We start from the raw sequence: 13,347 nt of genomic DNA, 5'->3' as shown, positions 1-13,347 counted from the left end.
TTCGCGCCGTAGCGTTGTTGGCTTCGCGCCCGGCTACGGCGTGAAATCCACCCTGTTTTTTATCTATAAAATCTAAAAAGAATGAAAGGACGATAACAATGGCAACTCCACACATTAATGCCGAGATGGGCGACTTTGCTGACGTAGTGCTGATGCCGGGCGATCCGCTGCGCGCCAAGCACATTGCTGAGACTTTCCTGCAAGACGTGAAACAAGTGAACGACGTGCGTGGCATGTTGGGCTTCACCGGTACTTATAAAGGCCGCAAAATTTCTGTAATGGGCCACGGCATGGGTATTCCTTCTTGCTCAATCTATGCCAAAGAGCTGATCACCGAATTCGGCGTGAAGAAAATCATCCGTGTGGGTTCTTGCGGCGCAGTTCGTCCAGACATCAAGCTGCGCGACATCGTTATCGGCATGGGCGCATGTACGGATTCCAAAGTGAACCGTATGCGTTTTAAAGACCATGACTACGCGGCTATCGCTGACTTCGACATGGTGCGCAACGCCTCTGACGCGGCCAAAGCCAAAGGCATCACCGCGCGCGTGGGTAACATCTTCTCCGCTGACCTGTTCTACACGCCAGACCCGCAAATGTTCGACGTGATGGAAAAATACGGCATTCTGGGTGTTGAAATGGAAGCTGCCGGTATCTACGGCGTGGCAGCAGAGTTCGGCGCTAAAGCACTGACTATCTGTACTGTTTCTGACCACATCCGTACTCACGAGCAAACCACCGCTGAAGAACGCCAGACCACCTTCAACGACATGATCGAAATCGCGCTGGAATCCGTTCTGCTGGGCGATAAAGAGTAAGTTCTGTAGCCAGACTACAAACAACAAAACGGGGACCCTTAAAAGTCCCCGTTTCTATTCATATTTTTCAGCTTTTCTATTCACGAAATCACGGTTTTTTGTGCTTTATTTGATCGGCAATCTTTCTCGTATTTTCAGTAATCGCTCTAAATTTCTATTTTTAATAGTTTTTTCCTCGCTTGTTCTTCAGTGTTGATCTATAAATAATTATCTCTTTCTATTCATCTTTCTATTCAGGATGCTATTCATCGATGAGCGAGTTAGCTGATTTACTGCGTCAGGGCAGCCTGACGGCGAAAGAGATCATGGCCCAAATCGGGGTAAGTCAGGCAACCCTTTCCCGCAGGCTTGCCGAGCAGAATGATGTACGCAAGATTGGCCGCGGGAAGTCGACGCGCTACGCCCTGCTGCGACCCATTGGTGGAGAGAGCGAATTTGCATTCTACCGAATTGATACCCAGGGGCAGGCGGAGCAAGTAGGCCGCATTGTGTCGATATGGCCTGCGGAGAGCTGCGCGTTTGAAACTGTCGATGGCCAATGCGTGCTGTTCGACGGGCTGCCGTGGTTTATTACCGACATGCGCCCTCAGGGATTTTTGGGCCGCGCGTGGGGTCGGGATATCAGCGCGCTGCTGGCCCTACCTGAAGACATTAAGCTGTGGAATGAATCGCAAACCCTGCTGGCCCTCAGCCGACATGGCAATGAAACCGTGGGCAACCTCATTGTGGGGCAGGCCGCGTATCAGCAGTGGGCGTTAAAGCCGGATGAGGCGGCCGTGGCTTTCCAAGATAAGATCTCTGCTTTCGAGAAGCTGGCGCAAAAAAGCCTCGCGGGGCAAGAAGTGGGTTCTTCGGCCGGGGGAGAGCAGCCGAAGTTTAGCGTTTTTGTCGAGCACCAGCAGAAGCCCGCTTCCCACGTTTTAGTAAAATTTTCACCACAAGAAGCCAATGAAAACACCCGGCGCTGGGGTGATTTACTGCGTGCGGAGGCTCACGCGCTGGCCGTGCTGCAACAGGCAGGCATTGCAGCGGCGCAGGCAGAGGTGTACAGCGGAAGTCATGGTGAGGTGTTCTTAGAGGTCGAACGCTTTGATCGCCTTGGCGAGCGCGGGCGGCGCGGTTTGGCCTCGCTGGAGGCCGTCGCCGCTGAATTCACGGGCAGCCACGGTAGCTGGGTCGCCATCGCGGCAAAATTGCAGCAGGAGAAACTGATTTCGCAGAGCACGCTGATGCGCATTGGCGAGCTTTACGCCTTTGGCAAGCTGATCGCCAACGGTGACATGCATCAGGGCAACCTGTCGTTTATCGACCCACCGCTGTTGCCGAACAAGTTCGCCTTCGAGCTATCGCCGGTTTACGACATGCTGCCGATGAGCTTCGCGCCGGACAGAAGCGGCAACATGAAACGGCAGGCAATCAATATTGTTTTAGACCCGGCCGTGGCGAAAAGCCAGTGGCTGCGGGCCCAGCGCTGGGCGTTAGATTTTTGGCAGAAGGTGGAGCAGGATGCGCTTATCAGCCCTGAATTCCGCCTGATAGCCAGCCAGATGCTGGCTCAGGTTACGGAAATCACCGCCAATATTCGGCGGCTGGCCTAATCCCGCTTTTCGCGGCTGCGTTTCAGGCTGCGGTAGGCGGCCTGGGCGGCTTCTTTGGTTTGTTGCTCGGTGGCGGGTTTGGCCGGAGCCACTTCGGCATCGGGTTCGGTCATATTGAGCGTCGGCGGTGGGCCAAACTCGTCCGTTTCTTCTTCCTCTGGCTCATCATCCTCTTTCACCGGCGTGCTGGCAGTCAGCAGGAAAGGGGATTGCTGCCAGCGGCTGCGGCGGCCCTGCAGCAGGGTGCGGGCGAGAATAATGCCGACGCCTAGCGCGGCGAGCATCATCAGGCGCAGCAGGTTGGTGGTGTTATCCACCTGTTTGGATTCGGTTGCCAGCACGTGGGTGTCGAGGGTCAGGCGCAGAAAGCCGTTCGGGCCGTCTTTATCTTCAATCGGCTGAACGATTTGGTGGTTGAAGTAGCTTCCCGCGCGCTTGCCGTCGAGTGCCAGCCGGTCGCGAACCGGCACCTTTTCACCGGCATGGGCGATCAGCGTGCCGTCCATCTGATACACGCTGGCATCAAGAATGCGACTGTTGTCGGTAAGTTGATTCAAAATAGTGGAAATCTGGGCGATATCCGCGCCATCATTCTCGCTGTCCATCAGCGGAGCCAGAGTAAAAGCCAACTGTTTCGCCAGTGTCTGGGCAAGTTGTTCCACCTGCTGGGAACGGGCAAGCTGATGCCCCAAGCTAAAGTAAGAAGCTCCTTGCATCAGAATTACCAATAAAGCCAAGCAAATCAAAACGATAGCTGTGCGATGCAGGCGAAATTTCAGTTTGGCCTTTGCCATTCTGTTTCCTTAAGATTTTCGACGACTTTAATGTTGCCAGAAGCGCGGGCTATAGGGTAGCTTGTTGCCTCATTTACCCAGCATCCTTCAAGCTGCTTCTGCGTTGGCTGCCTTCGCGAACCCCAGTCACATACTGATGTATGCTCCTGGATTTCACTCAGTTGCCGCCTTGACGCAACGTGAATGATTTTGGGTAATCTTTGAATTTGTTAAATCCTTGTTTCTACGCCTAACTGCTCGACAGGAGTAATCATGCCAAACAGTCTGACCTATTGCGATCTTCCCGCGGAGATCCACCAATGGCCGGGACTTCCCCTTTCACTCAGCGGTGACGAAGTGATGCCGTTGGACTACCGTGCTGGGCATACTGGCTGGCTGCTGTACGGCAGGAAACTGGACAAAACAAGCATTACGAACTTCCAACGCCGTCTGGGCCGCGCTCTGGTGATTGTCAGCGCCTGGACCGTTGATGATTATCAGGTTATTCGTCTGGCCGGTGCATTGACCGCGGACATAGAAGCGTTGGCCGAGTCCTTCGAGCTTGATGTCACCCAGCTTGGCAAAGTGCCGCACATGCGCACGCCGGGGCTGCTGGTGATGGACATGGATTCTACCGCGATTGAGATTGAATGCATCGACGAAATTGCCAAATTGGCGGGCGTCGGCGAGCAGGTGGCTGAAGTGACCGAACGCGCGATGCGCGGCGAGCTGGATTTTTCGGCCAGCCTGCGTCAACGCGTCGCCACCCTACAAGATGCTGATGCCGGTATCCTGCAACAAGTGCGTGAAACTCTACCGCTGATGCCGGGCCTGACCAAAATGGTGCAGCGCCTGCAAGAGCTGGGCTGGCACGTGGCTATCGCCTCCGGCGGCTTCACCTATTACGCCGAATACCTGCGCGACAAGCTGAACCTGATTGACGTGGCGGCCAACGAGCTGGAAATCCGCGACGGTAAGCTAACTGGGCGCGTGATTGGTCCCATCGTCGATGCACAATATAAAGCCGATACTTTGCTCAAGCTGGCAGAGAAGCTTGAGATCCCGAAAGAGCAAACCGTGGCCATCGGCGACGGCGCGAACGACCTGAAGATGATGGCCGTCGCGGGCATGGGCATTGCCTATCACGCCAAGCCGAAGGTCTACGAGCAGGCGGAGGTCTGTATCCGTCATGCCGACTTAATTGGCGTTCTCTGCATTTTAAGCGGAAGCTTAGCCTAAGTTTTAAATCCAATATTTCGAGGTAAGTTGTGGCAAAAGCAGCAAAACGAGCATTTGTGTGTAATGAATGCGGCGCAGATTATCCGCGCTGGCAGGGGCAATGCAGTGCCTGTCAGGCCTGGAACTCCATTACCGAAATCCGTTTGTCTGCATCGCCAACCGTGGCCCGCAACGAGCGTTTGAGTGGTTATGCCGGCGATGCGGGCGTTAGCCGCGTGCAGAAGCTGTCTGAAATCAGTCTCGACGAACTGCCGCGCTTCAGCACCGGGTTCAAAGAGTTTGACCGCGTGCTGGGCGGCGGCGTGGTGCCGGGCAGTGCGATCCTGATTGGTGGTAATCCGGGGGCGGGTAAAAGTACGCTGCTGTTGCAGATCCTCTGTAACCTCGGCGAAAACATGAAAACCCTGTATGTCACCGGCGAGGAGTCACTCCAGCAGGTAGCAATGCGCGCCCATCGCCTCGGGCTGCCGACCGCCAACATGAACATGCTGTCTGAAACCAGCATTGAACAAATCTGCCTGATTGCCGATCAGGAGAAGCCGAAGCTGATGGTGATCGACTCCATTCAGGTGATGCACATGGCGGACATTCAGTCGTCGCCGGGCACGGTGGCGCAGGTGCGTGAAACTGCTGCCTACCTGACGCGCTTCGCCAAGACGCGCGGCGTAGCGATTGTCATGGTAGGCCACGTGACCAAAGACGGTTCTCTGGCCGGGCCGAAGGTGCTCGAGCACTGTATCGACTGCTCGGTGCTGCTGGACGGCGATGCCGACTCCCGCTTCCGCACCCTGCGTAGCCATAAAAACCGTTTCGGCGCGGTCAACGAGCTTGGCGTGTTCGCCATGACTGAACAGGGTTTGCGCGAAGTGAGCAACCCGTCGGCCATCTTCCTGAGCCGCGGTGATGAGATAACGTCCGGCAGCTCGGTGATGGTGCTGTGGGAAGGGACTCGCCCGCTGCTGGTGGAAATTCAGGCGCTGGTGGACCACTCGATGATGGGCAACCCGCGTCGCGTGGCGGTAGGCCTTGAGCAGAACCGACTGGCGATTCTGCTGGCGGTGTTGCACCGTCACGGCGGCTTGCAGATGGCGGATCAGGACGTGTTCGTCAACGTGGTCGGCGGCGTAAAAGTCACGGAAACCAGTGCTGACCTCGCACTTCTGCTGTCGTTGGTTTCCAGCCTGCGTGACCGCCCGCTGCCGCAAGATTTAGTGGTGTTTGGTGAAGTGGGGCTGGCGGGAGAGATTCGCCCGGTGCCGAGTGGTCAGGAGCGAATCACCGAAGCCGCCAAGCACGGCTTCAAACGCGCCATCGTGCCTCATGCCAACGTGCCGAAAAAGGTGCCCGCCGGAATGCAAGTGTTTGGCGTGAAGAAGCTGGCAGATGCGCTGGCGATCCTCGACGATCTGTAACATTTTCTGAGTATTCCTCTACCCGCCAGTTGTGCTATTTTTGTTTAGTAAATTAAACGCAGGGTAGAGGACAAGGTATGTCACAGTTTGATTATCTGAAGACGGCAATTAAGAAACAGGGATGTACATTACAGCAGGTCGCGGACGCCAGTGGCATGACCAAGGGCTATCTAAGCCAACTGCTGAATGCCAAAATCAAAAGCCCGAGTGCGCAAAAGCTGGAAGCGCTGCACCGTTTCCTCGATCTTGAATTCCCCCGCCGGGAGAAAAACATCGGCGTGGTGTTTGGTAAATTTTATCCCCTGCATACCGGACACATCTATTTAATCCAGCGCGCCTGTAGTCAGGTCGATGAACTGCACATCATAATGGGCTATGACGAACCTCGCGACCTGAGCCTGTTTGAGAACAGCTCCATGTCTCAGCAACCCACGGTGAGCGACCGATTGCGCTGGCTGCTGCAAACCTTCAAGTATCAGAAAAATATCCATATCCACTCATTTAACGAAGAGGGGATGGAGCCTTATCCGCACGGCTGGGACGTGTGGAGCAAGGGGATCACCGACTTTATGAACAAGCAGGGGATCGTGCCGAACACCATCTATTCGAGCGAAGAGAACGATGCGCCGCGCTACCGCGAGCATCTGGGGATCGAAACCGTGCTTATCGATCCCAAACGCTCGTTTATGAATATCAGCGGATCGCAAATCCGCCGCGACCCATTCCGCTATTGGGACTATATCCCGACCGAAGTGAAGCCGTTCTTCGTGCGAACCGTGGCGGTTCTGGGCGGCGAGTCGAGCGGAAAGTCCACGCTGGTCAATAAGTTAGCCAACATCTTCAACACCACCAGTGCGTGGGAATATGGCCGCGATTATGTCTTCTCCCACCTCGGTGGTGACGAGATGGCGCTGCAATATTCCGACTATGACAAAATCGCGCTTGGGCAGGCCCAGTACATCGACTTCGCGGTGAAATACGCCAACAAGGTGGCTTTCATCGATACCGACTTCCTGACCACGCAGGCATTTTGCAAAAAGTACGAAGGCCGCGAGCATCCCTTTGTCCAAGCGTTGATGGACGAATACCGGTTTGATCTGGTGATCCTGCTGGAGAACAACACGCCGTGGGTGGCGGACGGGCTGCGCAGTTTGGGCAGCACCACTGACCGATCCTCCTTCCAGAACCTGTTAATCGAGATGTTGCAGCAGAACAACATCGACTACGTGCACGTGAAATCCTCGGACTACGACGAGCGTTTCCTCGAGTGCGTGGAGCTGGTGCAGATCATGCTGGCGGCCGATACCAGTCGGGTGAGCGCGCTGCCGAAAGAGTAAATAGTCATAATGAAAAAGCCCTCGATTCTCACAAATCGAGGGCTTTTTTTATGCAAACGCTACGGCTTAGAAGGCGATAACCACTTTGCCTTGCATATGGCCGTCGAGCACTTTGGCGTGGGCGGCTTCAATGCTTTCCACCGTCAGGCCGTGCAGGGTATCGCTCAGCGTGGTTTTCACATTGCCCGCGTCCACTAACTCAGCCACCTGCTTGAGGATTTCACCCTGCTGGGCGATGTCCGGCGTATTGAACATGCTGCGGGTAAACATCAGCTCCCAGTGCAGCGCGGCGCTTTTAACTTTCAGGCTGCTCTGGTCCAGCGGATGCTCATTCTCAACGATGGTGCAGATGTGGCCCATTGGCGCGATCAGGTCGCTGATGGCGGCCCAATGGCCGTCGGTGTCATTCAGGCAGAGGATGAAATCTACCTGTTTGATGTCGTGTTTCGCCAGCTCACCTTTCAAATCTTTGTAATTCACGGTCAGGTCCGCGCCGCGATCCAAACACCATTGGGCTGATTCCGGGCGTGAGGCGGTGGCGATCACTTTCACTTTGCTGCGCAGCGCAGCGAAAGGAATGGCCAGCGAGCCAACGCCACCGGCACCGCCGATGATCAACAGGGTTTTCTCTTCACCGGCGTTCTGGATGTGCAGGTGTTCGAACAGGGCTTCCCACGCGGTCAGCGCGGTCAACGGCATGGCGGCGGCTTCTGCCCAGTTGAGGGAGCTTGGTTTACGGGCCACAATGCGCGAGTCAATCAGCTGCTCGGTGGCGTTGCTACCTGAACGGGTGATGTCACCGGCGTACCAGACTTCGTCGCCCGCCTTAAAGTTTTTCACCGCGCTGCCGACGGCTTTCACCACGCCGCTGGCATCCCAGCCCAGCACGCGCGGGGCATCCAGACCATTTTTCTGTGCGCCTTTGTGCACCTTGGTATCGACCGGATTGACGGAGACGGCTTTTACTTCAACCAGCAGGTCAAACTCGCCGACTTCAGGCTGTGGCAGTTCAATCGCAATAAAGTGCGCTGGGTTTTTAGGGTTTACGGCAATGGCGTTGATAGACATCTTTGTTCCTCCGAATTGGGTATAGAGAGAGTGTAGTCGCCATGGGCTAAGCTGATAAGATGGACAATAACTAACAAAGTGTTCGTCTGAGGTGAACAATCATGTTCAAACAATTGCAGGATATGGCGCTGTTCGCCTTGGTTGCCGAGTGTGGAAGCTTTACCGCCGCCGCCGAGCGCGCGGGGTTGCCCAAGTCGAGCGTCAGCCAGCGCGTGAGCCAGTTGGAGAAGTCAGTGGGCATTCGCTTACTGAACCGCACCACGCGGCAGCTCAACCTGACCTTCGCCGGTGAGCGCTATTTGATCCACTGCCAAGAGATGATGCTGGCGAGCGAACGCGCCGAGCTGGCGATCCGCCGTCTGCGGGACAACCCCAGCGGCCGCCTGCGCATCACCAGCCCGGCGGGGCTGGGCGCGACGCTGCTGGCGCGCATGAACGTCGAGTTTCAAAAGCGTTATCCAGACGTGTCGCTGGAAGTGTCGGTGTCGGACGCGATGGTCGACCTGGTGCAGGAAGGCTTCGATTTGGCGCTGCGCACCGGCAAGCCGCAGGACTCGTCGCTGATTGGCCGCGAGCTGGGCCACAGCCCGCGCTATCTCTTGGCCTCCCCCGCCTATCTCGCGGCACACCCGCCGCTGACGCATCCGCAGCAATTGGCGTCGCACCACTGTATCGCGCACCGGGCGTGGGCGGAGTGGGTGCTGCATCGCGGCGAGACTTATCATCGCTGGCTGCTGCCGGGGGCGCACTCCACCGACAACCTGCTCTATGCCCGCGAATGCGCGGTGGAAGGGGCGGGGATCACGCTGCTACCGGCGTTTTTATGTCATGACGAAGTGGCGAAAGGGCTGCTGGTGCGGGTTCTACCAGAGTGGGAAGCCGAGGGCAATGACCTCTATTTGGTCTACCCGAGCCGTAAGTTGAACTCACCGGCGCTGGCCTGTTTTATCGATTTTATGCTGGAAGAGTATGGCTTTGCGAAAAGCTACAGCGAGGCGTTGGCGGTTAAAGCGGAGCAATAAAAAAGGCCCGTTTCCGGGCCTTTCATCAAGCAAAGGATCGGGACTTATTTGATCATCTTCTTGTATTTAATACGCTTAGGTTCCAGCGCGTCAGCGCCCAGCGTGCGTTTTTTGTACTCTTCGTATTCGGTGAAGTTACCTTCGAAGAATTCAACTTTACCTTCATCCTGGTAATCAAGGATGTGAGTCGCGATACGGTCGAGGAACCAGCGGTCATGGGAAATGACCATGGCGCAGCCCGGGAACTCCAACAAGGCGTTTTCCAGTGCGCGCAGGGTTTCGATGTCGAGGTCGTTGGTTGGCTCATCGAGCAGCAGCATGTTGCCGCCCACTTGCAGCAGTTTCGCCAAGTGCAGACGACCACGCTCACCACCGGACAGCTCGCCGACGCGTTTGCCCTGATCAACACCTTTGAAGTTGAAGCGGCCAACGTAGGCGCGGCTTGGCATTTCGGTGGTGCCGATGCGCATGATGTCTTGACCACCAGACACTTCTTCCCACACGGTTTTGCTGTTGTCCATTGCGTCACGGAACTGATCGACAGAGGCCAGTTTCACGGTGTCGCCTAGTTCAATGGTGCCGCCGTTTGGCTGCTCTTGACCAGACATCATGCGGAACAGGGTAGATTTACCCGCGCCGTTTGGACCGATAATACCGACGATCGCGCCTTTCGGTACGGAGAAGGAGAGGTCGTCAATCAGAACGCGGTCGCCGTAGGATTTGCTCAGATTCTTCACTTCGACCACTTTGTCGCCTAAGCGTGGACCAGGTGGAATGAACAATTCGTTGGTTTCGTTACGTTTCTGGTATTCCGTGCTGTTCAGCTCTTCGAAACGTGCCAGACGGGCTTTGCCCTTAGACTGACGGCCTTTCGCGCCCTGACGCACCCACTCCAACTCTTTCTCGATAGATTTACGACGCGCCGCTTCAGAAGACGCTTCCTGCGCCAGACGTTCATCTTTCTGCTCCAGCCATGTGGAGTAGTTGCCTTCCCATGGAATACCTTCACCACGGTCAAGTTCCAGAATCCAACCCGCAACGTTGTCGAGGAAGTAACGGTCGTGGGTGATCGCCACCACGGTGCCTTCGAAGTCGTGCAGGAAGCGTTCCAGCCAGGCCACGGACTCGGCGTCCAAGTGGTTGGTCGGTTCGTCGAGCAGCAGCATTTCTGGCTTTTCAAGCAGCAGGCGGCACAGCGCCACGCGGCGGCGCTCACCACCGGATAGGGTGGCCACTTTGGCGTCCCAGTCTGGCAGACGCAGGGCATCAGCAGCGCGCTCCAGCTGGGTGTTCAGGTTGTGACCGTCGTGCGCCTGAATGATCTCTTCCAGCCTGCCTTGCTCAGCAGCCAGTTTGTCGAAATCTGCATCCGGGTCTGCGTAGAGAGCATAGACTTCATCAAGGCGTTTTAACGCGCCGACGACTTCTGAAACCGCTTCTTCCACTGACTCGCGGACGGTGTGCTCCATGTTGAGCTGAGGCTCCTGAGGCAGGTAGCCGATTTTCAGGTCTGGCTGCGGGCGAGCTTCACCTTCGATGTCGGTATCAATGCCGGCCATAATGCGCAGTAAGGTGGATTTACCAGAACCGTTAAGACCCAATACGCCGATTTTGGCGCCAGGGAAGAAACTCAGGGAGATGTTTTTAAGAATGTGACGCTTCGGCGGAACCACTTTGCCGAGGCGATGCATTGAGTATACGTATTGAGCCACGTTGTTTTGAGCCTCTTTCTATGCGAGCCGCGCGCTGTCTGCAACAAGCAGGCGCTGCGGCGGATTAAAGTCAGCCCCGCCGTAAACGGCATGACTGATAAGTGTTCCGACTGCGAAGTTTAGCCTGTTTCGCTACGCTTCCCAACCATCGAACCTCACAGGACGCCAATAATCTCCTTTAAAGATGAAAAATGATCGCGCGGGAGAGAAATCGGCTTGCTGTCGTCTGGTATCTGCGCGCGGCTTGCACCACACTGTGTAAAGTTTGTGATGCTGTGAACGCATGACTTCAATTTTAAAAATGAATCGATTAGCGTAGTTGGTGTCTACGCATTGCGGCCTTGATTCGTCATTGATGAGCGACGAAGGCTGCACCCTGTTTGGCAGTCAGCAATACAACCAGCGAGGATAAAGGCAAGTATGGTCAAGGTGGACAAAGGGTATCTTTTGGCAGCAGGCATGTTGTTGGTGGCCGTTTCTGGAGTCGCAAAAGCGGACTCATTGGACGCTCAGCGCCAGCGTTATATGCAAATCAAGCAGGCGTGGGACAATAACCAGATGGACGTGGTTAATCAGCTGATGCCAACCCTGAAGGATTATCCACTTTATCCTTATTTGGAATACCGTCAGTTGACGCAGGACTTAAGTCTGGCGACGCCGCAGCAGATTAGCAGCTTCGTGCAGTCTCATCCTACTTTGCCTCCGGCGCGTTCTCTGCCTTCACGCTTCGTCAATGAGTTGGCCAATCGTCAAGACTGGACGGGCTTGCTCACCTTCAGCCCGCAGCCGCCAAAACCGGTGGCCGCGCGCTGTAATTACTATTACGCCAAATGGTCGACGGGCGATCAGCAAACCGCGCTGAACGCGGCGAAAGACATCTGGCTAACCGGCACCTCGCTGCCGAACGCCTGCGACAAGCTGTTTAGCCTGTGGCAGCAGGGCGGCAATCAGACGGCGCTAGTGACCCTGCAACGCATTGGTTTGGCGATGAAGCAGGGCAACAGCAATCTGGTGAATTTCCTCGCCAAGCAGCTGCCTGACGACTACCAGACTATGCGCGACGCCTTGCTGAAACTGCAAAGCGACCCGAACAGCATTGAAAGCTTTGCCCGCAGCGTCGGGCCGACCGATTTCACCCGTAATGCCGTGGCGATCGCTTTTAGCCGCATTGCCCGTGAAGACGTGGAAAACGCCCGCTCGATGCTGCCGATTTTGGCTCGCTTGCAGAAGATGAGCGACAGTGACCGCCTCGAGCTTGAAGAGGCCGTGGCGTGGCAGCTGATGGGCAGCACCGCGACGCCAGAGCAGGCCAAATGGCGCGATAGCGTGATTCTGCGCAGCCATTCGACCTCGCTGGTGGAGCGCCGAATTCGCATGGCGCTGGCCGCCGGGGATCGCCAAGGGCTGAGCCAGTGGATGGATCGCCTGCCTGCGGATGCTCAGCAGGAAGATGAATGGCGCTACTGGGAAGCCTCGGTGCTGATTGACCAAGGTAAACGCCAGCAGGGCGAGGCGATGTTGCGCACGCTGATGCAGGGGCGTGGCTTCTATCCAATGGCCGCCGCGCAAAAGCTGGGCGTGCCTTATCCAATACAGGTGTCTGTCGCCGCCAAACCGGACGCCAGCTTTGCTTCACTGCCTGAAATCGCCCGCGTGCGCGAGCTGATGTACTGGCACATGGACAACCTGGCGCGCACCGAATGGACCTATCTGGTGCTTAGCCGCAGCAAAGAGCAGCAGTCGGCGCTGGCGCGTTACGCCTTCGAGCGCAACTGGGCCGATCTCAGTGTGCAGGCGACCATTGCCGGCAAGCTGTGGGATTATCTCGAGGAGCGCTTCCCGCTGGCGTGGGCCCCTGAATTTAAACAAGCGACGGACGATAAAGGCATTACCCAGAGCTACGCGATGGCGATTGCGCGTCAGGAAAGCGCGTGGAACCCGGAAGCTCGCTCACCGGTGGGCGCCTCTGGCCTGATGCAGGTCATGCCTGCCACGGCGCAGCACACGGTGCAGATGTTTAATCTGCCGGGATACAGCAGCCCAAGCCAGCTGTTCGATCCACAGACCAATATTCTGATTGGCACCAACTATCTGGAATATGTTTATCAGCAGTTCGGGCGCAACCGTATTTTGTCCAGCGCCGCCTATAACGCCGGTCCATCGCGCGTGAATACGTGGTTGGGCAACAGCGCGGGCCAAATCGACGCCGTGGCCTTTATCGAAAGTATCCCTTTCTCCGAAACTCGGCGATATGTTAAAAATGTGTTGGCATATGACGCATTTTATCGCTACTTTTTGCATCAGCCGGCGAAAGTTTTAACCGATGCCGAATGGCAGAGGCGTTACTGATTTTTAACAGCTATGTTAT

At 56.1% G+C, this 13,347-nt stretch carries 10 protein-coding genes; 7 read left to right on the top strand and 3 right to left on the bottom strand.

The window, feature by feature from the left end; translation table 11 throughout:
- Positions 1-98: 98 nt before the first annotated feature.
- Both deoD and yjjJ read left to right on the top strand, forming a co-directional pair.
- Positions 99-818 (top strand): purine-nucleoside phosphorylase, encoded by a 720-nt coding sequence (deoD, locus tag ACT3RT_RS10920; protein ID WP_353500931.1) that lies wholly within the window; start codon positions 99-101, stop codon positions 816-818.
- 251 nt (positions 819-1,069) lie between these two features.
- Complete coding sequence (gene yjjJ, locus ACT3RT_RS10915; RefSeq protein WP_485903069.1) at positions 1,070-2,416, top strand: type II toxin-antitoxin system HipA family toxin YjjJ; 1,347 nt, start codon at positions 1,070-1,072, stop codon at positions 2,414-2,416.
- Here the strand turns inward: yjjJ and ACT3RT_RS10910 are convergent.
- A complete protein-coding gene (locus ACT3RT_RS10910; protein ID WP_496202971.1) occupies positions 2,413-3,210 on the bottom strand; it encodes a YtjB family periplasmic protein in 798 nt (265 codons plus the stop codon). The two genes, yjjJ and ACT3RT_RS10910, sit on opposite strands and share 4 nt — an antisense overlap.
- Before the next feature lie 252 nt (positions 3,211-3,462).
- On the opposite strand from ACT3RT_RS10910, the gene serB reads away from it, so the two are divergent.
- The 3 genes from serB (at position 3,463) to nadR (ending at position 7,177) form a co-directional block, all read left to right on the top strand.
- Positions 3,463-4,428 carry a phosphoserine phosphatase gene (gene serB / locus ACT3RT_RS10905; protein WP_396131580.1) on the top strand — a complete coding sequence of 322 codons (966 nt, stop codon included), beginning with the start codon at positions 3,463-3,465 and terminating at the stop codon, positions 4,426-4,428.
- Positions 4,429-4,457: 29 nt separating this feature from the next.
- Positions 4,458-5,840 carry a DNA repair protein RadA gene (gene radA, locus ACT3RT_RS10900; RefSeq protein WP_396131581.1) on the top strand — a complete coding sequence of 461 codons (1,383 nt, stop codon included), beginning with the start codon at positions 4,458-4,460 and terminating at the stop codon, positions 5,838-5,840.
- A gap of 77 nt (positions 5,841-5,917) precedes the next feature.
- Positions 5,918-7,177, top strand: coding sequence for a multifunctional transcriptional regulator/nicotinamide-nucleotide adenylyltransferase/ribosylnicotinamide kinase NadR (gene nadR / locus ACT3RT_RS10895; RefSeq protein ID WP_034786984.1), 1,260 nt, complete (start codon positions 5,918-5,920; stop codon positions 7,175-7,177).
- A 66-nt stretch (positions 7,178-7,243) separates the two neighbouring features.
- Here nadR and ACT3RT_RS10890 read toward each other — a convergent pair whose 3' ends face one another.
- Positions 7,244-8,245: a zinc-binding alcohol dehydrogenase family protein gene (locus ACT3RT_RS10890; protein WP_496202970.1), complete on the bottom strand. Its 1,002-nt coding sequence runs from the start codon at positions 8,243-8,245 to the stop codon at positions 7,244-7,246.
- Positions 8,246-8,346: 101 nt separating this feature from the next.
- Between ACT3RT_RS10890 and ACT3RT_RS10885 the strand changes: the two genes are divergently transcribed.
- Positions 8,347-9,267 (top strand): LysR family transcriptional regulator, encoded by a 921-nt coding sequence (locus ACT3RT_RS10885; protein ID WP_396131583.1) that lies wholly within the window; start codon positions 8,347-8,349, stop codon positions 9,265-9,267.
- Positions 9,268-9,311: 44 nt separating this feature from the next.
- Here the strand turns inward: ACT3RT_RS10885 and ettA are convergent, their stop codons facing one another.
- Positions 9,312-10,979: an energy-dependent translational throttle protein EttA gene (gene ettA, locus ACT3RT_RS10880; protein WP_353500937.1), complete on the bottom strand. Its 1,668-nt coding sequence runs from the start codon at positions 10,977-10,979 to the stop codon at positions 9,312-9,314.
- Between the two features lie 420 nt (positions 10,980-11,399).
- On the opposite strand from ettA, the gene sltY reads away from it, so the two are divergent.
- The gene (gene sltY / locus ACT3RT_RS10875) at positions 11,400-13,328 is read left to right on the top strand and encodes a murein transglycosylase (RefSeq protein WP_396131584.1); all 1,929 of its coding nucleotides are present in this window, start codon (positions 11,400-11,402) and stop codon (positions 13,326-13,328) included.
- Positions 13,329-13,347 lie beyond the last annotated feature (19 nt).

The sequence above is a fragment of the Ewingella sp. AOP9-I1-14 genome (assembly GCF_052375995.1).
Lineage (GTDB): Bacteria > Pseudomonadota > Gammaproteobacteria > Enterobacterales > Enterobacteriaceae > Ewingella > Ewingella allii.
This window is presented reverse-complemented; position numbering and strand designations above follow the sequence as displayed.